This is a genomic window from Bacillus sp. I-2, from assembly GCF_001974945.1.
Taxonomy (GTDB): Bacteria; Bacillota; Bacilli; order Bacillales; family Bacillaceae; genus Bacillus; species Bacillus safensis.
Map to the genome: position 1 here is coordinate 126,364 of NZ_LZRW01000044.1, position 24,130 is coordinate 150,493.

At 38.7% G+C, this 24,130-nt stretch carries 26 protein-coding genes, 1 tRNA gene, 1 pseudogene and 1 riboswitch; of the genes and pseudogenes, 19 read left to right on the plus strand and 9 right to left on the minus strand.

Annotated features, from left to right (window positions below; all coding sequences use genetic code 11):
• Positions 1–13 precede the first annotated feature (13 nt).
• Positions 14–2,326, minus strand: coding sequence for a UvrD-helicase domain-containing protein (locus BAE31_RS15470; RefSeq protein WP_076840879.1), 2,313 nt, complete (start codon positions 2,324–2,326; stop codon positions 14–16).
• Positions 2,327–2,452: 126 nt separating this feature from the next.
• Here BAE31_RS15470 and BAE31_RS15475 point away from each other — a divergent pair, with 126 nt between their 5' ends.
• Positions 2,453–2,710 (plus strand): hypothetical protein, encoded by a 258-nt coding sequence (locus tag BAE31_RS15475; RefSeq protein ID WP_024425007.1) that lies wholly within the window; start codon positions 2,453–2,455, stop codon positions 2,708–2,710.
• 85 nt (positions 2,711–2,795) lie between these two features.
• On the opposite strand, the gene BAE31_RS15480 is transcribed toward BAE31_RS15475, so the two are convergent.
• Genes BAE31_RS15480 through BAE31_RS15490 form a run of 3 tightly spaced genes read right to left on the minus strand, consistent with a single transcriptional unit; the run spans position 2,796 to position 4,545 of the window.
• Positions 2,796–3,230 (minus strand): GNAT family N-acetyltransferase, encoded by a 435-nt coding sequence (locus BAE31_RS15480; protein ID WP_076840880.1) that lies wholly within the window; start codon positions 3,228–3,230, stop codon positions 2,796–2,798.
• A gap of 6 nt (positions 3,231–3,236) precedes the next feature.
• Positions 3,237–3,752: a YjcG family protein gene (locus BAE31_RS15485; RefSeq protein WP_024426454.1), complete on the minus strand. Its 516-nt coding sequence runs from the start codon at positions 3,750–3,752 to the stop codon at positions 3,237–3,239.
• A 52-nt stretch (positions 3,753–3,804) separates the two neighbouring features.
• Positions 3,805–4,545 carry an alpha/beta hydrolase gene (locus BAE31_RS15490; protein WP_041110170.1) on the minus strand — a complete coding sequence of 247 codons (741 nt, stop codon included), beginning with the start codon at positions 4,543–4,545 and terminating at the stop codon, positions 3,805–3,807.
• A 221-nt stretch (positions 4,546–4,766) separates the two neighbouring features.
• Positions 4,767–4,888: riboswitch (SAM riboswitch) on the plus strand.
• A gap of 78 nt (positions 4,889–4,966) precedes the next feature.
• On the opposite strand from BAE31_RS15490, the gene BAE31_RS15495 reads away from it, so the two are divergent.
• From BAE31_RS15495 to BAE31_RS15505, 3 genes are all read left to right on the plus strand, one after another.
• Entirely contained in the window at positions 4,967–6,085 is a 1,119-nt protein-coding gene (locus BAE31_RS15495) for a methionine biosynthesis PLP-dependent protein (RefSeq protein WP_076840881.1), read from the plus strand.
• Positions 6,082–7,260: a cystathionine beta-lyase gene (gene metC / locus BAE31_RS15500; RefSeq protein ID WP_075622836.1), complete on the plus strand. Its 1,179-nt coding sequence runs from the start codon at positions 6,082–6,084 to the stop codon at positions 7,258–7,260. The genes BAE31_RS15495 and metC overlap by 4 nt, the downstream gene beginning before the upstream one ends.
• A gap of 132 nt (positions 7,261–7,392) precedes the next feature.
• Positions 7,393–7,465: transfer RNA gene (locus BAE31_RS15505), tRNA-Val, on the plus strand.
• Positions 7,466–7,526: 61 nt separating this feature from the next.
• On the opposite strand, the gene BAE31_RS19960 is transcribed toward BAE31_RS15505, so the two are convergent.
• Positions 7,527–7,724: a hypothetical protein gene (locus BAE31_RS19960; RefSeq protein WP_076840882.1), complete on the minus strand. Its 198-nt coding sequence runs from the start codon at positions 7,722–7,724 to the stop codon at positions 7,527–7,529.
• 80 nt (positions 7,725–7,804) lie between these two features.
• Here BAE31_RS19960 and BAE31_RS15515 point away from each other — a divergent pair, with 80 nt between their 5' ends.
• Both BAE31_RS15515 and BAE31_RS19735 read left to right on the plus strand, forming a co-directional pair.
• Positions 7,805–8,641, plus strand: coding sequence for an SMI1/KNR4 family protein (locus BAE31_RS15515; RefSeq protein ID WP_076840883.1), 837 nt, complete (start codon positions 7,805–7,807; stop codon positions 8,639–8,641).
• 192 nt (positions 8,642–8,833) lie between these two features.
• Complete coding sequence (locus BAE31_RS19735) at positions 8,834–9,940, plus strand: Rap family tetratricopeptide repeat protein (protein WP_076840884.1); 1,107 nt, start codon at positions 8,834–8,836, stop codon at positions 9,938–9,940.
• Between the two features lie 400 nt (positions 9,941–10,340).
• Here BAE31_RS19735 and BAE31_RS15525 read toward each other — a convergent pair whose 3' ends face one another.
• The gene (locus BAE31_RS15525; protein ID WP_024424994.1) at positions 10,341–10,679 is read right to left on the minus strand and encodes a winged helix-turn-helix transcriptional regulator; all 339 of its coding nucleotides are present in this window, start codon (positions 10,677–10,679) and stop codon (positions 10,341–10,343) included.
• Between the two features lie 105 nt (positions 10,680–10,784).
• On the opposite strand from BAE31_RS15525, the gene BAE31_RS15530 reads away from it, so the two are divergent.
• A complete protein-coding gene (locus BAE31_RS15530) occupies positions 10,785–11,168 on the plus strand; it encodes a RidA family protein (protein ID WP_061109701.1) in 384 nt (127 codons plus the stop codon).
• 477 nt (positions 11,169–11,645) lie between these two features.
• On the opposite strand, the gene BAE31_RS15535 is transcribed toward BAE31_RS15530, so the two are convergent.
• A complete protein-coding gene (locus BAE31_RS15535; RefSeq protein WP_076840885.1) occupies positions 11,646–12,065 on the minus strand; it encodes a stress protein in 420 nt (139 codons plus the stop codon).
• Positions 12,066–12,230: 165 nt separating this feature from the next.
• Here BAE31_RS15535 and BAE31_RS15540 point away from each other — a divergent pair, with 165 nt between their 5' ends.
• The 5 genes from BAE31_RS15540 to BAE31_RS15570 all read left to right on the plus strand — a co-directional run bounded on the left by BAE31_RS15540 (position 12,231) and on the right by BAE31_RS15570 (position 17,589).
• Entirely contained in the window at positions 12,231–13,061 is an 831-nt protein-coding gene (locus BAE31_RS15540) for a sialate O-acetylesterase (RefSeq protein ID WP_076840886.1), read from the plus strand.
• Between the two features lie 126 nt (positions 13,062–13,187).
• Positions 13,188–13,847: a type A chloramphenicol O-acetyltransferase gene (gene catA, locus BAE31_RS15545; protein ID WP_076840887.1), complete on the plus strand. Its 660-nt coding sequence runs from the start codon at positions 13,188–13,190 to the stop codon at positions 13,845–13,847.
• A 197-nt stretch (positions 13,848–14,044) separates the two neighbouring features.
• Positions 14,045–15,163 (plus strand): response regulator aspartate phosphatase, encoded by a 1,119-nt coding sequence (locus BAE31_RS15550; RefSeq protein WP_076840888.1) that lies wholly within the window; start codon positions 14,045–14,047, stop codon positions 15,161–15,163.
• Between the two features lie 275 nt (positions 15,164–15,438).
• Entirely contained in the window at positions 15,439–16,269 is an 831-nt protein-coding gene (locus BAE31_RS15560; RefSeq protein WP_076840889.1) for an SMI1/KNR4 family protein, read from the plus strand.
• Positions 16,270–16,692: 423 nt separating this feature from the next.
• The gene (locus tag BAE31_RS15570) at positions 16,693–17,589 is read left to right on the plus strand and encodes a macrolide 2'-phosphotransferase (protein WP_076840891.1); all 897 of its coding nucleotides are present in this window, start codon (positions 16,693–16,695) and stop codon (positions 17,587–17,589) included.
• Positions 17,590–17,900: 311 nt separating this feature from the next.
• Here BAE31_RS15570 and BAE31_RS15580 read toward each other — a convergent pair whose 3' ends face one another.
• The gene (locus BAE31_RS15580) at positions 17,901–18,791 is read right to left on the minus strand and encodes a LysR family transcriptional regulator (protein ID WP_151862981.1); all 891 of its coding nucleotides are present in this window, start codon (positions 18,789–18,791) and stop codon (positions 17,901–17,903) included.
• Positions 18,792–18,918: 127 nt separating this feature from the next.
• On the opposite strand from BAE31_RS15580, the gene BAE31_RS15585 reads away from it, so the two are divergent.
• From BAE31_RS15585 to BAE31_RS15605, 6 genes and pseudogenes are all read left to right on the plus strand, one after another.
• The gene (locus BAE31_RS15585) at positions 18,919–20,076 is read left to right on the plus strand and encodes an MFS transporter (RefSeq protein WP_076840893.1); all 1,158 of its coding nucleotides are present in this window, start codon (positions 18,919–18,921) and stop codon (positions 20,074–20,076) included.
• Between the two features lie 41 nt (positions 20,077–20,117).
• Positions 20,118–20,537 (plus strand): GNAT family N-acetyltransferase, encoded by a 420-nt coding sequence (locus tag BAE31_RS15590; protein ID WP_076840894.1) that lies wholly within the window; start codon positions 20,118–20,120, stop codon positions 20,535–20,537.
• A 185-nt stretch (positions 20,538–20,722) separates the two neighbouring features.
• Positions 20,723–21,798, plus strand: a pseudogene (locus BAE31_RS15595) (response regulator aspartate phosphatase).
• Positions 21,788–21,925 carry an aspartate phosphatase gene (locus BAE31_RS19510; protein WP_139336397.1) on the plus strand — a complete coding sequence of 46 codons (138 nt, stop codon included), beginning with the start codon at positions 21,788–21,790 and terminating at the stop codon, positions 21,923–21,925. Before BAE31_RS15595 ends, BAE31_RS19510 begins: the two are co-directional and overlap by 11 nt.
• A gap of 96 nt (positions 21,926–22,021) precedes the next feature.
• Positions 22,022–22,255 (plus strand): hypothetical protein, encoded by a 234-nt coding sequence (locus BAE31_RS15600; RefSeq protein ID WP_041105908.1) that lies wholly within the window; start codon positions 22,022–22,024, stop codon positions 22,253–22,255.
• A gap of 223 nt (positions 22,256–22,478) precedes the next feature.
• Positions 22,479–22,937, plus strand: a complete 459-nt coding sequence (locus BAE31_RS15605; RefSeq protein ID WP_076840895.1) for a GyrI-like domain-containing protein — start codon at positions 22,479–22,481, stop codon at positions 22,935–22,937.
• Between the two features lie 55 nt (positions 22,938–22,992).
• On the opposite strand, the gene BAE31_RS15610 is transcribed toward BAE31_RS15605, so the two are convergent.
• Positions 22,993–23,340 (minus strand): YunG family protein, encoded by a 348-nt coding sequence (locus BAE31_RS15610; protein WP_087975684.1) that lies wholly within the window; start codon positions 23,338–23,340, stop codon positions 22,993–22,995.
• 140 nt (positions 23,341–23,480) lie between these two features.
• Here BAE31_RS15610 and BAE31_RS15615 point away from each other — a divergent pair, with 140 nt between their 5' ends.
• On the plus strand, positions 23,481–24,092 hold the full coding sequence (locus BAE31_RS15615; protein ID WP_076840896.1) for a GlsB/YeaQ/YmgE family stress response membrane protein: 612 nt from the start codon (positions 23,481–23,483) through the stop codon (positions 24,090–24,092).
• The last annotated feature ends 38 nt before the right edge of the window (positions 24,093–24,130 follow it).

Consider the following 24,130-nt stretch of genomic DNA (forward strand, 5'->3'; position numbering starts at 1 on the left):
ACAGGCTCTCCGTTTAAAGGGGGGCCTGTTGTTTTTGCGTAAATAATTCACGGTTTTTCTTTAGAAGAGGATATAAAAAGCGAGAACGATGAGCCGTTTTTCCTCGTCTAAATGATGGAACAGACAGATAAAGAGATTGTTCAGCTCTTGTCATAGCAACGTATAATAAACGGCGCTCTTCTTCCAGCGCTTCTTCATCACCGTTTCTGAGTTCATCCAGTGAGAAATCATGGGGAAGTGCCCCGTCGACCACACAAGTAATGTATACTGTCTGGAACTCAAGTCCCTTTGCGCGGTGGATCGTCATGAGCTGAACACCGGGTTCATCTGTTTTTTCCTTTTCGGCAGACTTCATATGTTCGGCATGTGCGAGAAAGGCTTCAATCGTTTCAAAGCGTTTGGCGGCTGTTTTCACATCACGTACATCATCCGCTCCTTTTTCAAGTACATTCGTATCGTTCACCCGTTTTTTTAAGTAATCCCCGAGTCCCATTTTTTGTTCAATAAATGTCACTGCGTCCGATGGCTTTAACGTCCGTAACGTTCGGAACAAAGGAACAATTGATTGCAGCTTTTTCCGTTGAAACGGCTGTATATCTGTCAGTTTTCCAAGCGCTTCTATCATTGAGCAATCTTCTGTGATGGTCAGTGCCTTTAGTGTATTCAGGGTTTGCTGCTTTAAAAAGAAAACGGGCAGCAGCTGTTTTATGGCGGCCACATCATCTGCATCCTGACTTAAGGAAAGAAAGGCGAGGAGTACCCGAACCATTCGTCTGCTGTAGAAGGCTTTGACGCCAGCATCCGTCTCATATGGAATCGCCGATTGATGCAGCCGTTCATAAATCGCACGGCCGCCTGTATTCGTTCGAAACAGCACGCAGAAGTCATTCGGCTTTGCACCATTTTTAATTTTCTCCTGAATATCTGCGACAATCATCGTCGCTTCCTCTTCTTCGTCATATGGATAGAAGAGCGTCGGAGGAATTTTCTCCGCGCGCACGGCTTTTAACGTCTTCTCATAACGATGCTGATTTTTCTTAATAATCGCATCAGCACTTGCGACAATCGTATGGTGAGACCGGTAATTCGCATGTAAATGGACGATCTGAGCCGAAGGATAGTCCTGTTTGAATTCAAGAATGAAAGCAGGATTGCTACCCCTAAAGGCGTAAATGGCTTGATCATCATCCCCTACACAAAATAACTGCTCTGATTCTCCGGCTAAAAGCTGAATTAATTGATATTGCACTGGATTAATATCCTGAAATTCATCCACTAAAATATACTGGAATCGTTCTTGATACCGCTTTAGCAGGTCTGGCTGTTCTGTGAGCATATGTAAGCAGGCAATCGCCATGTCATCAAAGTCAAATTGCTGATGATCTCGTTTTTGCTGTTCATATGATTGGTAGATCGTCCACATGTGTTGTTCCTTTTCATCCTTCAAATCAGGAAGTTCACCTGGTAAAAAGGCATTTTTCCAATAGCCGATCGATTGCAGTACTTGATCGGTAGGGTAGTCTTTCTCATCAAGTCCTTCATTCATAATGGCTTTTCGGATGTATTGCTCCTTTTGCCAGTCAAACTTGATCAGATGCTGGCCGTTCCATTTGCTTGCGTCATCGTGAAGCAGCATTTTATAAAAAAGACTGTGGAAGGTGCCTGTCACCACTTGGCTGGCTTGTGAAGGATGAAGCTGATATTGCTTACGCAGCCTTTCTTTCATCTCATTGCTCGCTTTTGTGGTGAAAGTTACGAGTAAAATATGGTGAGCAGGAATATGATGATGGGACATGAGATAAGCCGCTCTAGCCGTCAGGACTCTTGTTTTCCCGCTGCCGGCACCAGCCAGCACAAGCATCGGACCATCCAAATGTGTGACAGCTTGAAGCTGCGGTGTGCTAAAGGTGATATGCGGGAAGAGGTCAATCGTATGAACTTCTTCATTCTCTTCTAAATGTAAGGCGTCGCTAAATTGAATCGACCTTGGTTCCTGCCAGTCATATGATTCGCTTGTTTGCGAGATGATCTGTTTGCCGGTTGGAAAACGGAAGCCTCCAAGTTCTTTGTAGGAAGCTCTTTCCTCTTGTTCTGCCGTTTTATTGTGATCAGCTTGTTCTTCAGCTTTTTCACAAATCTCTTGCTGAGACATGTGCTTATGAATAAAGGCAGGTTCATCATGTATATTTAATCTAAAAAAGACCGGTTGTCCGCAATATGGGCAGAATAATTGTCCTTTTTTTCCCTCGTCATGGAGGAATTGATAGTGTTCTCTCGAATACATATGTAATGAGATCGTTCGATCATGTCGTCGTGCGCATTTCAAAGCTAGTCCTCCAATAGTCAATCAATCTTAAAATGAAACACATCTAATCATATCAAATGAGGCGTGTTTCAAACAGTCATAATTAGGGAATAGTAGAATAGAAGAGAAGCAAAGGAGGCGTTCTTGATGGGATATATAGCCCCGATTCAGCCGGATCTGTATTTTCAATATATCAATCGTCCAGCTCCTCAGGATAAAGAAGACTATGCGAAAGTAACAAAGGTTACTCGCACCTTTCATGACAAGATATACAGAGAGCTGGAGAAAAAAGAGGACTTAGTGACAGAAGCGGAAACGAAAGTACAGCAAAAAAAGCGGGAACGCTTTGTACGAGATATGTTTATGGAGGAAGGCAAGGGCATTCATATCAATACGTATATATAAATGATTGCGCTTTCTTCCTGTGGCGAACGATGATAATGAAAAAGAAAAAGCCAGGGCATCTTGAATGCTCTGGCTTTTCTTTTGGTCAAACAGACAGCGTTTTTGTCATTTTGACATGTGTGATCCCTGCTTCTTCAAACGGTTCAGAAACCGCTTTGTAGCCTTTCTTTTCGTAGAAAGGAAGAGCTTGGACTTGGGCATGCATAACCGCTTCTTTTGCTCCATTAGCAATCGCTTCTGTTTCTAGCGCCTCTAATAGTTTGTGGCCAAGGCCGAGGGAGCGCGCCTCTTTTAACACACAAATGCGTTCAAGCTTTGCCTTTGATCCCTCAATGATCCGCAGTCTAGCGGCCGCCTGAGGCTTTTTGTCATCATTGTAAATGACAAAATGGGTGGCTTTGTCTTCTAGTTCATCTATTTCGATCTCTACTGGAACTTCTTGTTCTTTTACGAATACTTCTTTTCGTACATAATATGCATCTTCTCGTTGTGTTTGTTCTGTTGCGATGACTGTTTTCAAATGTCTTTAACCCTCTTCTCCTAAAATAAATGTTTCATAGACGGTCCAAGATCCGTTCTCTAATTGATATAAAAGGTGGAAGCGATCCACTGTTTCTTCATGGTCAATCTTTCTCAGCTTTAATGTGCCAAGTACGTCTGAATGCTCATCATCTGATAGTTTTTGAGCCACTGTCACATGAGGAACAAAGGCATATTCAGGTGTACCAGCAAGTGGATCTGCGTACAATCTTTCATTGAGCGCCATGATGTCCTCGTTCGGTTCTACTTTCATATAAATGACGTTGTTTACAGGAGCGAATGAACTGAATTTTTTAATACGTAACGTAATAGGAGAAGCATTTTTTGCATAATCTCTTAACGTTGAGACGACCTCAGCCGCTTCTAGATCCGTTAATTCAAAAGGTGTTCTTAATGTTAAATGAGGCGGTATGAGTGCATAGTTCGGATCATAACGCTTCCGGTAAGAGTTCGCAATATCTTGCAATTTTTTTGATGGAAATATAACAACTCCGTATTTCATCATGTTCCCTCCTGAATAAGAAAGTATTTATTATTGTTTATTATAACAAAATTCAGTTGATTAACGAATATGGGAGCATTCTTTTTAACGAAGGCGCAATGAGCGGCTGCCAAAACGTCCATTTATGATCCCCTTCGAATGTCTCAAATAAGTAATCCGCACCAGATTGTTCAAGAAGGGCCTTTAAATCTTCGTTCGGCTGAACAAAATCAAGCACCTGGCCATCTGTTGTTTTCACAGCCGTTTCCTCAAGCCCAATTTGATGGATAATGGCATAATGAGAAAGGGCTGTCGACTGTTTGACGGCTTCTAGAACCGACTCGTCAACGTAAGGGGACTGCAAAATCAGCCCGCCAAATAAAGAAGGATAATCAATGGCTGTCATAAGGGAAATCGTCGCACCCAGTGAATCACCAATAAACGTCCGTCCTGATCCAATTTGATAGGTTGGAAAGTGTCTATCAATATAAGGGACCAGTTCATTTGCTAAAAAGCGTTTATACGCTTCAAACTTTGTACCATCTGGATGATACGTGTTTCGTCTTTCCGTGACATTTTCATAAGGAACACCAATGATAATCGAGCGTTCCATTTCTTTGTTTTGCATCAATTCTTCTGCCTGTCTGCCTATTTTGCCTAGGCGGAAATAATCATGACCATCCTGGGCAATGATGACATGATATGTATAAAGGGGGGAGTAATTGACTGGCAAATAGATCAAAATGGTCATGTCTGCCCCAAGTTCTTTTGACTGTAAGGTTTCTTCTTGAATGATTCCTGTTTTCTTCACCATAATCCATTCCTCCAGCTAACCAAATTCATCATAAAGTGAAACGTTTCCATTCATTGTAACATGAAAAACAACGTTGTTCCTATATGCTAACATGCAATCAAACCCTATAACTTCGATTCTGTTATAAAATACAGAAAATTTTAATTAATCATGACATTTCCCCTTGAAAAATGAGATTTAATGGGTTACAGTATTAAGAATTAGAACAGACAGACAACACATTCTTATCGTGAGAGGTGGAGGGACTGGCCCTTTGAAACCTCAGCAACCGGTATGCATCACTTCATGTGATGTACCAAGGTGCTAAATCCAGCAAGCAGCTTTTTTGCTTGGAAGATAAGAGGAAGCGATTAAACCCCTTCTTCTTATGAAGAAGGGGTTTTCTGTTTTGAAATCAGATTTTTACTTAGGATGGTGTCAAATGACAGAACATGTGGAAACGAAATTAGCGCAGATTGGAAACCGTAGCGAAGAGGTGACTGGCACTGTCAGTCCTCCCGTTTATCTTTCGACAGCATACAGACATAGAGGGATAGGTGAATCTACAGGATTTGATTACATTCGAACGAAAAACCCAACAAGACAGCTCGTAGAGGATGCAATTGCTTCACTCGAAGAAGGGACGGCCGGTTTTGCCTTCAGCTCGGGAATGGCGGCGATTCAAACGATCATGGCTCTATTTGAAAGCGGAGATGAACTCATCGTCTCTTCAGACCTATATGGCGGTACATACCGTTTGTTTGAAAACGAATGGAAAAAGTACGGATTACGTTTTCTTTATGATGATTTTTCAGATGAAGACTGTTTACGCTCTAAAATCACGCCAAACACAAAAGCGGTCTTTATTGAAACACCGACAAATCCACTGATGCAGGAAGCAGATATTCAAAAAATAGCGAAGATTGCAAAAGAGCATGGCGCTTTGGTGATTGTCGATAACACCTTTTACACACCAGTCTTGCAAAAGCCGATTACGCTTGGAGCGGACATTGTCATTCATAGCGCAACCAAATATTTAGGCGGACATAATGACGTTCTTGCAGGGCTTGTGGTGACAAAAGGAGAGCAGCTGTCTGAAGACATGTTCCAGCATCAAAATGCGATTGGAGCGGTTCTATCACCATTTGACTCATGGCTTTTAATGAGAGGAATGAAAACACTGGCTCTTAGAATGCGCCAGCACGAGGCAAATGCGAAGGAGCTGGCACAGTTTTTAGAGAAGCAGCCAGAAATTCAAGATGTGCTTTACCCAGGAAAGGGAGGCATGCTGTCATTCCGAGTAGCCAAAGAGGAATGGGTCAATCCATTTTTGAAGCAGCTGAAAACGATTTGTTTTGCTGAAAGCCTTGGCGGAGTCGAAAGCTTCATTACATATCCTGCGACACAAACGCATATGGATATTCCAGAAGAGATTCGCATTGCAAACGGTGTATGTAACAAGCTGCTCCGTTTCTCTGTTGGCATCGAGCATGTAGATGATCTGAAAGCAGACCTGAAACAGGCACTCTCACAAGTAAAAGAGGAGGTATACGCCAAATGACCACACACGATTGGACACTTGAAACACAACTCGTTCATAATGCGTTTAAAACAGACCGTTCAACAGGTGCAGTCAGTGTACCCATTCAGCATGCATCCACATTTCATCAAAGCAGCTTCGATGAATTTGGCCAATATGACTACTCCAGATCGGGAACTCCGACACGTCAAGCATTAGAGGATACGATTGCAGCGCTGGAAGGAGGAACGAGAGGGCTTGCCTTTGCATCAGGCATGGCTGCTATTTCAACCGCTTTTCTTCTATTATCAAAGGGAGATCACGTCCTTGTCACAAGAGATGTGTACGGCGGGACTTTCCGAATGATCACCCAAGTTCTTTCAAGATTTGGAATTGAGCATACCTTCGTGGACATGACCGATTTGAATGAAGTCAAAAGAGGCATTCAATCGAATACAAAGGTCATTTACATGGAAACACCGTCAAATCCAACACTAGGCATTACAGATATTAAAGGTGTCGTACAGATTGCGAAAGAGCATGGCTGTCTGACGTTCTTAGATAATACGTTTTTAACACCTGCGCTTCAGCGTCCGCTTGATCTTGGTGTTGACGTTGTTCTGCACAGCGCAACGAAATTTTTAAGCGGCCATAGTGATGTGCTGTCAGGCTTAGCTGTGGTGAAAGATGAGAAGCTAGGAGACGAACTCTATTCGCTGCAAAACTCCTTCGGTGCGGTCCTTGGCGTGCAGGATTGCTGGCTTGTGTTAAGGGGGTTAAAAACCCTTCAGGTGAGATTAGAAAAAGCCAGCCAAACGGCCTTCGAACTAGCTTCATTTCTAAAAGAACATCCTGCGGTGAAAAAAGTATACTATCCAGGTTTAGATGACCATCCAGGGGCAGACATTCAGCGAAAGCAGGCGAGCGGAGCAGGAGCGGTTCTCTCATTTGAACTAGAAAACCAAGCGGCTGTCAAAGAATTAGTGGATGCCGTCACATTACCTGTATTCGCCGTCAGCCTCGGTGCCGTCGAATCCATTCTGTCGTATCCAGCCAAAATGTCACATGCGGCTATGCCAAAAGAAGAAAGAGAAAAAAGAGGGATTACAGATGGGCTGCTTCGTTTAAGTGTCGGAGTTGAAAACGGAGAAGATCTCAAACGCGACTTCAAACAAGCACTTGATCAACTAAAGCCCGTCCTTGTGAACCAATCATAAAGAAGGAGAGAAAAAAGCCGGCACAGCCGCCGGCTTTTTGACCTTTTTTGAACAAAACCATTGACGCTTTATTATTATGGTTATATAATAGAGACTGTCAGTAACAGAAAGCCCAGAACTGATACATAACCCGATTCCGTAGCTCAGCTGGGAGAGCGCTACCTTGACAGGGTAGAGGTCGCTGGTTCGAGCCCAGTCGGAATCATCGTTTAAACCCTTGCCTAGCAAGGGTTTTTTGTTTTTCTGACAATGAATATTTGTTCTATTTATTTTAATTGGGGACGAATTGGGGGGCGAACTTTATCCGCCAGATTGTTTCCAGTTGGCAGGAGGTTTTCGATTGCTTGCCTAACAGTCTTCTCGTCTTTACCTGTTTTTCTTTTCAGATCATCAATTGTTGGATTCTTACGGAAGCGGCTCATATTATCAATAATTCGATAAATCTTTCTCTCGAGATCAGACAGACAATCACCACCAAAAATAGTTTGTCAGAATATAAGTTCGTGTTGAAGTTTAGTTAAATGAAATTAGGAGGAAATAAACTTTGAAATCTTTTTGGGAAATAGACGAGGAAAAAAGTTACTATACGTTAAAAAAGATCAGCGAAGCAGAAATATCTAAAGCTGAAAAGAAACTAGGAATCACTTTGCCAGATACATATAAAAAGCTCATATTAGAACAGAATGGCGGTTATATAGTTCATAATGCTTTTCCAACCACTCACTCTAATTCATGGGCTGAGGATCATATCCAATTTAATCATCTTTTAGGAATTGCAGAAGGTGAAGGAATTATGGATAGTGCCTATTTAATGAAAGAGTGGGAGCTGCCAGAAGGGCTTGTTTTGATTAACGGGGATGGCCATACTTGGGTAGCGATGGATTATCGAAAAACGAAAGAGAATCCTGCAATTCATTATTTTGATGTTGAGATGGAAGAAGACTTTAAGTTAGCAGATTCCTTTGATGAATTCATTCAGGGGCTTTATACAGCTGAGTACACTGATGAGGAAGCAGCAGAGGGTGAATATGAACTTCCCGAAGCTCATTTAAGTAAAGAAGAACTTGAAGCCATATTTGAATTGGACATTCTTGATGAAGGTCATCTGTATAAAATTCAATATTACCCGATGGTTGATTTGAACGAAATTGAATGGTTTTTTAAAAAGATGCAATATCACATTGAAAAAACAAAAGATGAAGATGATCTTTATGAAGTAGCTTCTACGATTAACAACGTTCTCTTATTGAATCCCAATATGCCAATCAACGATAAAATTAATGGAAATCTAAATCAAATTGCTAAATTTTTAGAAAAAAATAAAGATCCACTTATAGTAAATCAAGGAGAACAAGTTGCTATGAAAACAAGTTTCCTTTAGTAAGCTTTGGGCACAAAAAACAGGCCATACTAGTGGAAGATTTATTTGGAGTATCATCAAATAATAAAAGGCATACCAGAGAGGCGAATTCGTCTCTCTTTTTTGCGGTTTCTTTTCGGTGTGGAATATTCAAACGGATGATAATATATGTAATTATAGGGAAAATAAAGGAATGGATAGGGGGAGGTTTGTTTGGGAGAAAAAGTAGCAAGCCCATTTGTTGCTAAAATGATCGGTGATTGGTACGGATATATAAAGAAACAGGACATTCTAAAGGCTGAAAATAAGAGAAAAGAGATCGTAATAGCCTTTGAAAATATGGAAGAAGATCAAAATGTCTTATTATACTTTAACTTGATTGATTCCAGATACAAAATGTTGGCGCAGGAGTTTGAGGGATCAAAAGATATATTGAAGCAAATAGACATTGAAGAGAAGCAGAAAACGGATGACATGATTCAGTATTATTATTTCTTCTTCAATGGCATGTATGAGTTTTATAAAAAGCGCTTTTCAGACGCTATCAACTATTATCATATTGCAGAGACCCGACTTCGAAACGTTCCTGACGATTTAGAACGTGCTGAATTTAATTATCAGCTTTCGATTGCATACTACGAAATCGCACAAAATCATTTCTCCATTAACCACGCCAAAAAAGCTTTAGAAAGCTTTAAATCAGCAGATTTACAAGAGAGTCGGGTTGCTACTACTCTAATGGTAATCGCATCAAATAAGATGGATTTAAACCAATTTGTACAAGCTGAATCCACCTATAAGGATGCTATCAATTTAGCAGCAGAATCTAAAATTGATTTTCCACAAGCGCTAGGGTATTTCAATCTTGGGATATGTTATGAGCGTCAAGGAAAGCTTCAGCAAGCTTTAGAATGTTTACAAAATGTCTTTTCGGTTGAATTAAAAAAGCCACACAAACCACTGTATATGAGAACAAATTACATGTTAGCGCGTGTACTCTTCCAGTTAGATAAAAAAGCTCAAGGACTGGATGCACACAACGAGTCACTCATGTTAGCGAATGAATTAGCTGACAATGCGTATATTGCTAAGTTAAATATCATACATTCAATATATGTAACAGATGATGAAATTCAGCTCGACGCAGCTCTTGATTTACTGAAAAATCAAAAACTTTGGACAGATGCCGCAGAATTGTCAATTATGGCAGCAAGATTTTATAAAAAGCAGGATAATTACAAACTGGCATCAAAATACTTTGATGAAGGTTTGGAATCACAGGCCAAAAAATTGACATGGATGGAGGAGGAAGCTGAATGAAGCACCTGAAAGTTATGATATTAAGCCTTACCTTATTAATGGGGATCACAACCACTGTACATATAAATTCCTCAAATGATTTTCAAACCGCAGAAAACGGCTACTTTGGTTAAGCATGAAGTCTATTAATAAAAAAGCCCTTTTTGGGGGCTTTTTTTATTTGAATATTATCTGCTATTTTCATTGCTGTTTCAATTGATCAAAACACAACTTCAAATCGTATAGGCAAAATAAAAACAGACCCTGCAAGGTCTGTTTTTATGGGGACGGATGGGGCCTAATCATTACTATCTTTTTCATTAAGATTAGAAGTTCCCTATACGCTCCATTGCTTTATCAAAAGCTGCTTTTCTTTTGTATCTTCATAGTCAATACTTTGAATTATGTATACAAAAAGAATTTAATTACTTCGATTTTTCTCTCCCCAATCACATAACTGTTCTAAAATTGGTAAAAGTGTTTCTGCCTTATCTGTAAGACTGTATTCCACTTTAGGGGGGACTTGTGGATATTCCTTTCGTATAATCATCCCATCTGCCTCCAAATCTTTAAGTTGTGCACTCAATGTTTTAAAGGTAATCGTTCCAAGTCTCCTTTTCATATCATTAAAGCGAACGGGTTGATTTTCCGAAAGGAGATACAGAATTAGCATTTTCCATTTGCCTCCTATAACTGATAATGTATATCCAAAAGGTGTCTCTTGGATATTACCCGTTTTTCTATAATCAGCCATACTCATATTGACACTATCCTTTCTGATAGTAGCTATCTAAATAGTGCGTACTATTTTTTTATTTATATTCATTTTATACTTACTTTACTTTGAAATAAAGGAGAGAAAACGATGACTAATATTAAAACCTACAATCACAATCTATGGGATCACGGTATTACCCAAGGATATAGCGTTAAAGGAACAATCTACATTTCAGGTCAGTTTTCATACGATAAAAATGGTATGTTCGTTGGTAAGGAGAATATTGAAGCTCAGACTCTGCAAACATTTGAGAACCTTGATCGGGTATTGGTGGAATTGGGAGCTACGAAATCCAACATTGCATATGTTGAAATTTTTCTAACAAATCCACAAGAACACTCCGAAACGGTCATAGATCTATTCAAGGAATACTTAGGTCAACACAGACCAGCTGGCAGTCTCATTGGTGTGACATATCTGGCTTTCCCAGAGCAATTGATTGAAGTCAAGGCTATCGCACACACTGATTAAATATGTTATCAGATTAATTTGACCAATTCTCTATACAAGGGAAAGGGTAGATCTTTATCCGGTTTATTATCTTATAATTTAAGCAGAATTGCTCAAGGTGTAACCAATAAAAGGGCAGAGGATGGACAGCACTATTAAAGCATATGTGGAAAAACTGAAATACAAAGTTATGTGCAGATGAAGGCTTCTCATTAGATATGAATTAAATTAAAACAGACCTTTAAGGGTCTGTTTTTTATGGGGACGGATTGGGGACGAACCCTTTCAGTTTTCTTCAAAAATGCACATTTTTTATCGGAAAGGCTCATCATAGAACCTTATTAAATCAGTCTTTTTCAGGGAAGGTCTGTTTGCTTAGGATAAGGTCATTCACCTTAACTGGGTGAGGTGACGGTTCGATCCAGCTGAATTAGAGACCATCGTAAAGAACTCTTCTCTGTTAAAGATTAAAGAAGCAATCGGTAAAAAAATATGAAACTATTTTATTTCCTCATCCATTACTTTCTTATATTTTTCAAACTCAGAATCCTTCATTTCTCCGTTCATTTGAAGCAGGAAGTTCCCTTTTGAATATGTGTGAGAGAAGAACATAGATCCAGCATTTCCTAACTCATCATAATAAGATTTGGCTTGGTTAAGGTCAGTTTCATTTCCAAATTTAAAAATCCTTCCACCAGCATTTTCACCTAAAGAAGGAATGAGAATCCTTTTTCCTTCTTCTCTTATATTTCCAAACTCTTTTTGTTCAAGATCAGTTGGTTTTTCTGCTTCAAGCCCAGCACTTTTGAAAGCTTCAATCACGTTATCTGTGGTGAGCTGTTTTTTAGTAGATGCTGCATTGCTACAAGCTGTTAACAATAATAAACATGTAAAACATAATACAAAATATTTCTTCATAGTAGATCCTCCTGATTGATAGATGCATAAGGATCTTACACTAAGTAATTCCTGTTTACTATCATTTCGACAAAAATAGACAAATATGAAAAATAAAGAAGGGTAAAATGATAACGTTCAGGTAAATAGATATTTGATAAACCATTTATCGAGGGGGAGGAAGATATGAAGTCATTTTTACTAATTGGACAATCAAATATGGCGGGGCGCGGCTTCAAACATGAAGTGCCTCCGATTTATAATGAAAGAATCATGATGCTGCGAAATGGTAGATGGCAAATGATGACTGAGCCCATTCATTTTGATAGGCCGGTAGCTGGCGTAGGACTAGCGGCTTCCTTTGCGGAGTCTTGGTGTAAGGATCATGAAGGAGAGAAGATTGGCCTGATTCCTTGTGCAGAGGGAGGCAGTTCCATTGATGAGTGGCCGCCGGATGGAGCATTATTTCGTCATGCTATAAGTGAAGCTAAATTTGCAAAGGAAAATAGCGAATTGGTAGGAATATTATGGCATCAAGGAGAAAGTGACAGCCAAGATGGGAAATACAAAGAATACGATGAAAAAATACTAAGATTATTTCATGAACTAAGAACTGAGTTATCTGTACCTAACATTCCGCTTGTAATAGGAGGTTTGGGTGATTTCTTGGGAAAGTCAGCATTTGGCGCAGGGTGTGTGGAATATCAACTGATGAATGAGAAACTACAAAAATATGCACATCATCATGAAAATTGTTATTATGTTACTGCGAAAGGCCTTATACCTAATCCGGACGGAATTCACATCAATGCGATGTCTCAGAGAATATTTGGTATAAGATATTATGAAGCATTTCGAAAAAAAGAACATATACATGAACCATTACCAAATGAACATGAGTTAGTGAATGAATGTCATAATAGAATGAATACCACAGCGGAGAAAACATATATAGCACTAGAAAAGTTCACATTAGGCAAGATGACTTACGAAGAGTTGCTGAAGACTTTATCGTAGGAAAAACTCATGGTAGACTTTGAATGGACAAAAACATGACATATCTCTTGAAAGGATGATTGTGGTGGTGAAAACAGATAAAGTCTCCTCCTGAATACATGAAATTACATTCAGGAGGAGATAAAAATGTTTAAACAAATAGATGAAAATTATCCGAGAAAAGAGCACTTTCATCATTATATGAAGGTAACCCGATGCTCATATAGCCTGGTGATCAATCTAGACATCACGACATTGTATTCAATATTAAAAGAACAAAAGCTAAAAGTATATCCTGTACAAATTTATTTGTTAGCAAGGGCTGTGCAAAAAATACCGGAGTTTCGGATGGATCTAGTGAACGATGAACTTGGTCACTGGGATCTTCTCCACCCTAGTTATACGATTCTAAATAAAGAAACAAAGACATTTTCAAGTATTTGGACGCCTTATGACGAAAATTTTGCTCGGTTTTATAAAAGCTGTGTAGCTGATATTGAAGCTTATAACGAAAGTAACAAACTATTTCCGAAACCTCATATGCCAGAAAATATGTTCAATATTTCAAGCCTGCCTTGGATTGATTTTACTTCTTTTAACCTTAATGTATCTACAGATGAAACTTATTTACTGCCGATATTTACGTTAGGCAAATTTAAGCTGGAAGAAGAGAAAATTATCTTGCCAGTCGCCATTCAAGTCCATCATGCTGTTTGTGACGGTTTTCATGTCGGTCAATATGTGGAATATTTGAGGTGGCTGATAGAACATTGTGAAGAGTGGTTAAACGAGTCATTGTATACTTAATTTTCAAAAGGTGCAGCCATTTGATTTTTAGAAAAAAGCAGACTTTTTCAGAGTCTGCTTTTTTCTGTTGTGAGAAGAAATATGTAAAATCACGGTTACTCAATTGTTCTTTTTGCGGTTTCTTTTCGGTGCCTTGAAAACTTATACATGTGATAATAAATGTAATATAAGGGAAATTAGTGGAAGGGGAATAAGGGATGGAGAAGGTTCTATCTTCACATGTAGGTGTGAAAATAAATGAATGGTATAAAATGATTCGGCAATTCAGTGTACCTGATGCAGAGATTTTGAAAGCTGAGGTAGAACGAGAAATTGAGCGAATGGAAGAGGATCAAGACCTGCTCATTTACTATCAATTGATGTGTTTTCGACATCAGCTTATGCTCGATTATATTAAACCTTCAGAAAAACGATCGCCTTCTGTTTCTGATTTGGTTGATAAAATCGAAAATTCAAATCATCAACTTTCTGGTATGCTGCAATACTATAATGCTTTTTTTAGAGGAATGCATGAGTTTAGTAAGAAAGAATACATACAGGCTATCCAATATTATAAGATCGCTGAAAGGCAGCTCGCATTGGTGGTCGATGATATTGAGCAAGCGGAGTTTCACTTCAAGGTGGCTGAAGCCTACTATATTATGAAACAAACTCATGTTTCTATGCATCATATTATAAAAGCCTTAGACATCTATAAGCAGCATGAACAATATAAAGTTCGCCAAATACAAAGCTTGATTGTTATTGCAGGAAATTATGATGATTTCAAGCGATATGACAAGTCATTAAAGCATCTAAATACAGCTTTTTCTATAGCAGAAGAGCTCGCCGATAATATGTTAATTGCTAAAATTCTATTGAACATAGCGAATACATATGATCGACAACAAAAGTACACTGAAGCAATTATACGCTACAGAGAAGTTTTAGACATTATTACACCACGAAGTATTGAAATAAAACCAATCACCCTATTTAGTTTAAGCTGGTCGTTGTATAAGTCTAGTCAACATGATGAAGCCGCTCCACTCGTAGAAGATGGTCTTAAGTGCTCCTTAGAGATAAATGATTCGTTGTGTTTGATGTTATTTAAAGCTTTAAAAGCGATTTATATAGATGCTAATGAGAAAGCAATTCAAGAAGTGCTAGATTATTTTGAGGAAAAGCAACTATATGTCTATGTCGAGGTATTTGCTCAAAGTATAGGATTATCTTCTGAAAAAAAGGGGGACTTTGAAAAAGCTGTCGAATATTATAAAAAGGCTCTTAAAGCTCAAAATGATATTCAAAAAGGAGAGTGTCTGTATGATTATTAAAAAATTACTAGTCATTGTTTCCATTGTATTGTTAAGTGTTTCAACAGCAGAAACTTTGAAACTCATTGAAACAAAATCAATTCGGAATACAACTATGGAGGAACATCAAAAATCAAATCGAAACACGACTATGATTGATCGAAATACAACCTCTGAAAACGTATAGACAAGATTAAAACAGACTTTAATAGTCTGTTTTTTTATGAAGTAGAATGAGCAAATGAACAGTTGGTCAATGCTATACTTATCTCAATAAATATAGGGAGGCATCCACTTTGAAACCTTTCTGGGAGAAAGAAGAAGAGAGTCCTTTCACGTTAGAAAAGATAGATGAGGAAAAAATTCGTGAAGCAGAGGGAAGACTTGGTGTCACTTTACCTGATACATATAAAAAGCTCATTTTAGAATGGAACGGTGGTTTTACAGTTCGTAATGCTTTCCCAACTGAACAGCCGAATTCATGGGCTGAGGATCATGTTCAATTTGACCATTTAAGAGGAATCGCCAAAGATGATGGCATCATGAATAGTCTTCAGTTAAGTGATGAATTGGAGCTGCCTGAGGGACTTGTAATCATCAGCGGAGAAGAAGATACATGGATCGCAATGGATTATCGACAAACGAAAGAACATCCTCCTATTCACTATTTTGATTTAGAAATGGGAGTCGATTTTAAGCTGGCGGATACTTTCGATGATTTTATTGAGCAGTTATATACAGCTGAAGATGTGATGGTCGAGGTAGTAGAGATTGATGAGGAATCCTCGGATTTGTATGTCAGTAAAGAAGAGCTTGAACAAATTTTTGAGAGACAAGACCTTCGTCAGCAGAATCTCTTTAAAATGGCACATTATCCGATGGAAGAAATTGAAGAGATTGAATGGTTTTTCGATCGTATGAAACAATGCATCAAACAGATAAAAGATCAACATGTTTTATATGAAGCAGCGACAACGATTCACTCCATCCTTCTGTTAAACCCGGATATGCAAAGAAATGACCTCATCAATCAAGAGCTGAAAGAAATAGCGGAGTTCCTAGAAAATAGTGGTGAGCCTAATACCTCTTTTTTGGGAGAAGACATTCATCCAGTGAAAAAAAGATAGTGAAAGAATAAAAGCCCCTGAAAAGGGCTTCTTTTTGTAATCTTATTGAAAGTCATATTTAAATAAAGTATAGTAACTTTATATGATAAAGAGGAGGATGGTTAAAGATGATGCATGCAGGAAGATTACGCCAGCAAACTTTGAACAATCAGTAATTTCATATGTTCAAAGGCTCTGTTTTCATCAAACGGAGTAAACGGGGTAGTCTGCACATTTTTAATGATCTTCAGCGGGAAAGTATGCAATTTCACTAGAAGACAGGCAGATAATTGTTCTGTCTTTTTTGTATGTTTTTTAATACAAAGAATGGCATAAGTCCAGCTTTGTTTACTCTGACCACATAAAGTAGCCTTTTGTGGTTTTTTGTGATGATATTCTTGATGCCTATTGATCATGACTAAATGAGCAATTGGAGGAATGAATATGAATAGATTAGAATTAAAGCAGTTAGCCAATCATCACGGATTAGACATTTCAGAGAATACCATTAAAATAAATGAATCAGGTGTTGATTTTCGTGTCGCGCATGTCGAAGATTTACATGGTGATCAATGGATATTAAGAGTGCCTCGCAGACCTGAATCAATGAAACATACCTTACAAGAAAAAAAGACATTAGATCATATGAGTAAGCAGGTTCACTTTCAGGTCCCTCAGTGGTCTATCTTTTCAGAAAGTCTGATTGCTTATAAACAATTAGAGGGGGTACCGGCGGCTAGTATTGATGTGGAGAAGGAATCGTATGTGTGGAGTTTTGACCAAACGAAAGTACCGCAAGCTTATTATGAATCATTAGGAAGAGTTTTAGCGAATGTACATTCCTTAGATCAACAGCCATTTAAAACGATCGGTGTGGAGATGCTCAGTGCTCATGAATTAAGAGGATCAATGAAACAGCGAATGGAACGTGTCAAATCGCAATACACCATTAACAGCGGTTTATGGGAGCGCTGGCAAGAATGGCTAGCTAAAGATTCTTTATGGCCGCCTTTCGTGGGAGTGAAGCATGGAGATTTGCATCCTGGCCACATTCTGATTGATGAAAATCAATGTGTGACGGGTGTGATTGATTGGTCTGAAGTGGGGGTTGGTGATGTATCTGCAGATTTTTTGTCGCATCAACTTCTCTTTGGGAAAGAAGGATTAACAAAACTTATCCATGCGTATGAAAAAGCAGGCGGGAGAACTTGGCCAGGAATGGATGAACATATAATAGAACTTCTGACGACAAGTGCGATCACTGTGGCCGAGTACGCACAGAGATCAGGATTGAAAGATATGCATGAAACTGCAGCATACATGTTGGCAAACGAAAGCTAATCAATCAGAACGAATCCAAAAAAAGCCCTGAAAAGGGCTTTTTTTAATCTAATTCATGAAAAACTGTTTGAGTTGATCAATGAAAACGGATTTGGATTTTCCTTTTTTATAAATGAACTCGATATTGATGTTGAACAAATGATTCAGCATCTTCGTATGTGTAGTTTTCCCAGGATTGAAATATTGCAATTGTGGGATTTGCTCGGTATTGATAAAACGCTTCAATATCCTGTCTATCGAATTGGCGAATAACAACTCGGTTTGTTCTTGTAAATATGCTATCTGCATTCTTCATGTGTTAACCTCACTTTTTAATTTGTTCTTGATTTGAAAAAGTCTATCAGCCATTCAGATAGCTGCTGCTGTGCTTTGCTGACAAATCGATCTGCATAATAAATTAATTCCAAGTGCCGGACAGGTGCTGGCTCAGCAATAGGGATCGAAACAATATTAGGCCACGTCGAATGTTGTTTTAGTAATCCTCTTGGCTGAATGGTTGCACCGATCCCGGCTTCAACCAGCTGCAATAGCGAAAACGCGGACCCAACCTCCATGGCAGTGTCCAGTTCAACACCCTGTTCTTTACATACGTCATCTACTAAATCCCTTCCTAGATATCCCTTCGGATACATGACCAACGCATGGTGAGTCAGCTCTTTTAATGACACTTCGCTCTTTTGAGCCAAATCACTTTCTGAATGAACAAATAATTCGTAAGGCTCACTTCCAAGTGGAATTTGAACGAGACGCTTATCCGCAGGCCCTCGCAGTCCGATGCCGAGATCCACTTTATGCGAAAGAACTTCTTCACGAACAAAGATATTTGAATATGCCTTCAGATTGGTTTCGGGATAAAGTGTTTTAAATTCTACAAAAAGTGGCACCAGCTGAAAATCAAGATCGGAGGGGAGTACTGCGAGACGAACGGTTCCTCGTTTTTCTGATAATAGTTCTTTCATCGCATTTTTTGCATCTCTTTCAGCTTGAAGCATTTTCATGCCATATTGATAAAGCAGCGAACCGGCTTCGGTAGCAACGACCTTTTTGCCGATTCGATCAAAGAGCGGCATCCCAACTTCTGCTTCAAGCAGTCGAATTTGCTGGCTAAGTGTAGGCTGTGATATGCCTAGCTGCTCAGCGGCTTTTGTAAAATGCAAATGGTTGAATACAGCCATAAAATAGGTAATATGCCGGGTATCCATATGTCCACCTTTCATAAATGATAGTCTTTTCCTATCATCATAATACGATTTATTGTATTGATCAATGAATGCGGCAGATTTATACTCAAAGTAACCTTAACAAGATGAGAGAGAAAGAAGGGTATTGATGAAAAAAATATATTATTTAGCCGCTTTATTTTTAGCCGCTTTAAACTTACGTCCGATCATTACGTCCGTGGCTTCCATGATGAGCATGATCCAATCAGAGCTTGGCGTAAACGCACTGACAGCAAGTCTTTTGACCACTTTGCCTGTCCTTTGTATGGGAATATTTGCTCCCGTTGCAACGATACTCAGCCGGCGTTTTGGTTTAGAGAGAACGCTGTTTTTCTCGATTCTTCTGATCACGATTGCCACTGCACTGCGTGGTACTAGCCAATCGGTTGCTATCCTGCTCATGACTGCGTTTGCTGGAGGGGTAGGGATTAGCTTCGCAGGTCCTTTATTGTCTAGTTTTATTAAAAAATATTTCCCGAGAAATCCTGGTATCGTCAGTGTGTATTCAATTTCGATGACGATTGGTGCAGCGCTCGCTTCCGGCTTCACCATTCCAATTTATCTGCGCAGTCAGCATCACCTTCCATTTGCATTGTCCTGCTGGGCTATTCTAGGGGTGATTGCCCTTATTCTATGGATAGGTTTAGTTCGCAAAAATGAGCAGAGTGATCATGTAACGTTGCCGTTAAAATTGCCGTTGAGAAACAAAAAGGCCATTCAATTCACCTTGTTCTTTGGCTTTATGTCCAGTATGTTTTATTCTTTGACGGCATGGATTTCACCGATTGCTCTTAGCTTTGGCAACAGTCCGCAATATGCTGCAATGCTCTTGACCATATTTACACTCATTCAGATACCGGTGGCACTACTCGTTCCAGCGATCGTTACTCGATTAGGAAAACCGAAATTATTTCTCATCTTATGCAGTCTGTCTGAACTCATTGGCCTTATCTTTCTTCTTCTGCCAATGCCGATCTTGCCAGCCGTCATTTTCCTAGGTATGGGTGCAGGTGGATTATTCCCTTTAGCGCTTATGCTCCCGATTATGGAGACGAGTACTCCGGAGGAAGCCGGAACCTGGTCTGCGATGTCGCAGATGGGCGGGTACATTGTGGGTGGATTCGGTCCGTTTTTCATTGGCTTGGTTTTCGATCTAAGCGGACATTTTGATGCTTCCATTGTGGCAATGCTTGTCATCGTCTCGTTAATGATTGGCGTTCAGTTATCTATGAAACTTGGTAGAAAAGAAGGAGAAGTGTCGAGTTAAATAATGCTGCTTCACATTTCAATAAAAACGGGGGAATTCTATTGCTCATTCGAGAAGCAAAAACGATCGATTATCCACAATTAAGACAAATCTATTTAGAATCACGGTGCCATAGCTTTCACTGGCTCAATACAGAAGAACTCAATCTGCAAGATTTTGATCAAGATACGCAGGAAGAGCAAATTTTCTTAGCTGAGGAGAACAATAAAATCCTTGGATTCATTTCTCTATATGTACCAGATCGTTTTATTCATCTCTTGTTTGTACATCCAGAAGCTGCTGGTCAAGGGGCTGGCGATCTGCTGCTCAAACAAGCGATAAAAGTTTTGGGAACACCGGTCACCCTCAAATGTGTCTCCGAAAATCACAAAGCTTTATCTTTTTATCAAAAAAGAGGCTGGAAGGCTGTTGTAGAAGAAGGAGAACCTGGGGCGGAATACTGGGTGCTTATTTATGAATAGAAGTCTTTTTATCTTATCATTCACGGGCCCTTTATAGGGCTTTTTTGCGGTTTCTTTTCGGTGTCGAATGGTTCATGAAATGATAATATATGTCATTATAGGGAAAATAGAGGAAGGGGTAAGGGCTGATGGAGAAAGTGCTTTCTTCTCACGTCGGTTTGAAAATCAATGAATGGTAATATCATATTCAAAGATTTAACGTACCGGACGCCGAAGCATATAAAGAGGAAATCAAATCAATGCTTGATCATATGGAAGAAAATCAAGATTTATTATTGTATTTCTCACTCATGGAGTTCAGACATAAATTAATGCTTGATTACTTGAATCCTTTAGAAAATGGGAAAGAGCGGGCCAACTTCAAGGAGCTCGCAATGAAGATCAAAAGGGACCAAGAGAAATTAACAGGATTGCTCGAGTATTACTTCAATTTTTTCTACGGCATGTATGAATTTGAAAACTATGAATACCTAAATGCGATTACCTTCTATAAACGGGCAGAAAAAAAGCTGTCTCTTGTCAGCGACGATATTGAACGGGCCGAGTTCAATTACAAGATGGCTGAAATCTATTACCACATGAAACAAACCCACATGTCCATGCACCATATCGCACAGGCGATACAATGTTATCGAGAAAAAGATACATACACTGTAAGAGAAATACAATGTTCTTTTGTGATCGGGTTAAACTATATAGATATGGGCTGCCCCGAAAAGCAATACCCCATTTTCAACACGCACTAGAAAAAGCCGCCGACAACTCAACAAAACGATTAAAAGGATCAGCACTCTATAATTTAGGGTTGAGTTATTTTCATAATAAAGAAATAGCACAAGCAATTATTCATTTTAATGACTCAATTCGAGCATTTAGAGAACAGGGATACGAGCATTTAAATAGAATCTTAGACCCGCTCATTATGTTGTCAAAAGCCTACTTCAAAAAGAAAGAACAGGATTTAGGTATATATGCTTTAAATAACGGTATAGAACTATCTGAAAAACTGAAAGACCATGTGCTGTTATTGATATTCAAATTTTTAAGATCACTATACGTTGAGAACAATTTTGAGCAGTTGGAAAAAATAATGGAATTGCTAGAAATAAAGTCAATGTATCCTGATCTTGAAGATTTAGCAAAAGATGCTGCAAAATATTATAATGAAATGGGAGATAAAGACAATGCGATGCTTTTTTATGAGAAAATTCTTTATTTCCAAACTCAAGTGAAGCGGGGGGACTGTCAGTATGAAATTTAAAACGTTAACAGTCGTATGCGTGATGATTAGTATGATCAGTATTGTTGGTTATTTTACATCTGAAGTGACAGCAAGTCATGATGAAGCTAGGAGAGGTCATACTGCAAGTATCGGTTATACTGCTTAAATAAAAAGCCCCTTAAGGGCTTTTTATTTTAAGACGGAATATATGCTACCAATAAAGAATTTTTTTCCATAGAAAAGATATTGAGGAGGAAGTAAAGTGACAATGTTAAAATCAACATTATTTCGAAGGATTTTCATTATATCCTTTGCTTTAACCTTTATGATTAGCCTGTTCAATATGGCTGTGTTTCCAGGGACGCCAGCGTCTTATTATGTTGGCCTGGTTTGTAAGATGTTGTTTATCAGTTTGTTAAATGGTTTGTTTTTCGGAACAATCATCTATTTAATTGGCGTCTTTCTTGGTGCTAAATCTTCAAAGGAAAATCAATAACAAGTGAGCGGCTATAGTCCGTTCTTTTTTATTTAAAAAATTTGATATCTAATGGAGAAAATGAGATTACTTCATGTATGATATAGATCGCAAATCCTCCATATGTATTTTCCATCATACATTCAATTATTTTTAATATCCTACTGCATTCTATTTTAAAGGATGTTACCGTTGTTTGTAAGGAATGATTGGCCAGTCTTCCAATACGAGTTGGAGGGAAATCATGAATTACAACATTGAAATGTTAACGAATATGAAAATGGTGTATATGAGAAATATCGGATCATATGGCAGCAAAGAGAATTTTGAGATGATGAAGAGATTTAAGAAATGGATCAAGCAACATCAATTAAATGATGAATTAAAGGAATATGGTATATATGGTGTTCCTCAAGATGATCCTGGAAAAATTCCATCAGAAAAATGCAGATACGACCTCATGCTTATGACAAATAGAGATTTCACAAAAGATCAAATGGTTCAGACTGGTCATTTTGAAGGAGGAACGTATGCTGTGTTTACAGTGACACATACAACCGAAAAAGTGAATTTGTTCTGGAGACAATTGCCTCAAATGATCCAAAACAATCGATTAAACATGCGTCAGGCACCTATAATGGAGAGATATAGAGAAGAAGAAGGCGAAGATAAGGTGTGTGAATTCTTACTGCCTATCTTTTAAACACTTTATCAAACTGCAATGAAAACAGACCTCATATGGTCTGTTTTCATGAGTATTATATGTTTAAATATTTTAGGACTCGTTCTTTTAAATATCGATACTGATCCTCATTCGTATCTTCAAATGCTTCTTCTCGATTTGAAGGTACATCCATATAAACGATTTCCTCAGAGAATTGTGAAGAAGTAAAGTCGATTCTTGTTCCATTCACTACGTTGTAAAAGTGCCATCCGTTGGGTAATGCGGTTTTGTTTATTTTTCCGCCTAACAGATCATGGACGACTAAAGAAGTGACACCGCATTGTCCATTGGCCGGGTTGTCTTTACTCCATTTTGAACTAGATTGAGAGGACCAGGCTTTAAAAAGAGCATCAATGATTTCGTCTGTCGTGTAGAGGTTCATCATAAAAATCCTTTCTATTTAAAAGCGAAATGAATATAGTATCTGTTTAGTCTATAGTAGATTTTTTTTCGATCAAAATCCAGATGCTATACTTGATTAAACCAATATAACAATGAGGGTCATGACAGGAGGAGCATGGAGTGATATTCATCATAGGCATTGTAATCGCTTTTATTGTTGCTATTTTAGGCTTTACTATTTTCGTAGATGTAGGTAATGGGCTGGGAACGGTTTTTAGCATCATCGGTGCAATGGTCATTTTATGGATAGCGGGTAGGCTGCAAAGACAAAAAGAAAAGAATGATCCAAACATATTATTAGATAAAATGATGATGCTTTTTCAAGAAGACGGTTTTCAGGCTTCCACATACCTTTTTTCACAAAATGTTGATAAAGGCTTTGCGATTGATGATGAGCGAAAGGTAATGCGCTTTATTACACACCAACCTGGCGGCTCATCTCGAAAATTCAAGTTTGAAGTCACTGAGCTTTCCTTGAAAGAGTTGAAACAAGTTGACATGTTAGAAGATGGTGTGCCGATTGAACAATCTGTTGAGATTGATAATAATGAAGAGATCTCGACACTTGAATTGAGATTAACTATGAATGATCAGGAATCATCAACGATCACGCTCACCTTTCTGACATTTGATGTGCCTGTTTGTAAGAGCACTGCCGAGTATTTGACTGAACGAGAAAATCTGGAAGAGATTTATCATGAAATTGATTCAATGATGAAATCTGCGGATTAATGAAATGCCTGTTCATAAAGAAGAAATCACCATTTGAG

Coding starts and splice junctions, on each gene's coding strand:
- BAE31_RS15485 (WP_024426454.1), bottom strand. CDS start 3,752: ATGAAATACGGAGTTGTTATATTTCCATCAAAAAAATTGCAAGATATT.
- BAE31_RS15610 (WP_087975684.1), bottom strand. CDS start 23,340: ATGAACCTCTACACGACAGACGAAATCATTGATGCTCTTTTTAAAGCC.
- BAE31_RS15490 (WP_041110170.1), bottom strand. CDS start 4,545: ATGGTGAAGAAAACAGGAATCATTCAAGAAGAAACCTTACAGTCAAAA.
- BAE31_RS15540 (WP_076840886.1), top strand. CDS start 12,231: ATGAAGTCATTTTTACTAATTGGACAATCAAATATGGCGGGGCGCGGC.
- BAE31_RS15525 (WP_024424994.1), bottom strand. CDS start 10,679: ATGAGTATGGCTGATTATAGAAAAACGGGTAATATCCAAGAGACACCT.
- BAE31_RS15535 (WP_076840885.1), bottom strand. CDS start 12,065: ATGAAGAAATATTTTGTATTATGTTTTACATGTTTATTATTGTTAACA.
- catA (WP_076840887.1), top strand. CDS start 13,188: ATGTTTAAACAAATAGATGAAAATTATCCGAGAAAAGAGCACTTTCAT.
- BAE31_RS15605 (WP_076840895.1), top strand. CDS start 22,479: ATGAATTACAACATTGAAATGTTAACGAATATGAAAATGGTGTATATG.
- BAE31_RS15495 (WP_076840881.1), top strand. CDS start 4,967: ATGACAGAACATGTGGAAACGAAATTAGCGCAGATTGGAAACCGTAGC.
- BAE31_RS15570 (WP_076840891.1), top strand. CDS start 16,693: ATGAATAGATTAGAATTAAAGCAGTTAGCCAATCATCACGGATTAGAC.
- BAE31_RS15585 (WP_076840893.1), top strand. CDS start 18,919: ATGAAAAAAATATATTATTTAGCCGCTTTATTTTTAGCCGCTTTAAAC.
- BAE31_RS19510 (WP_139336397.1), top strand. CDS start 21,788: ATGAAATTTAAAACGTTAACAGTCGTATGCGTGATGATTAGTATGATC.
- BAE31_RS15530 (WP_061109701.1), top strand. CDS start 10,785: ATGACTAATATTAAAACCTACAATCACAATCTATGGGATCACGGTATT.
- metC (WP_075622836.1), top strand. CDS start 6,082: ATGACCACACACGATTGGACACTTGAAACACAACTCGTTCATAATGCG.
- BAE31_RS15580 (WP_151862981.1), bottom strand. CDS start 18,791: ATGGATACCCGGCATATTACCTATTTTATGGCTGTATTCAACCATTTG.
- BAE31_RS15475 (WP_024425007.1), top strand. CDS start 2,453: ATGGGATATATAGCCCCGATTCAGCCGGATCTGTATTTTCAATATATC.
- BAE31_RS15550 (WP_076840888.1), top strand. CDS start 14,045: ATGGAGAAGGTTCTATCTTCACATGTAGGTGTGAAAATAAATGAATGG.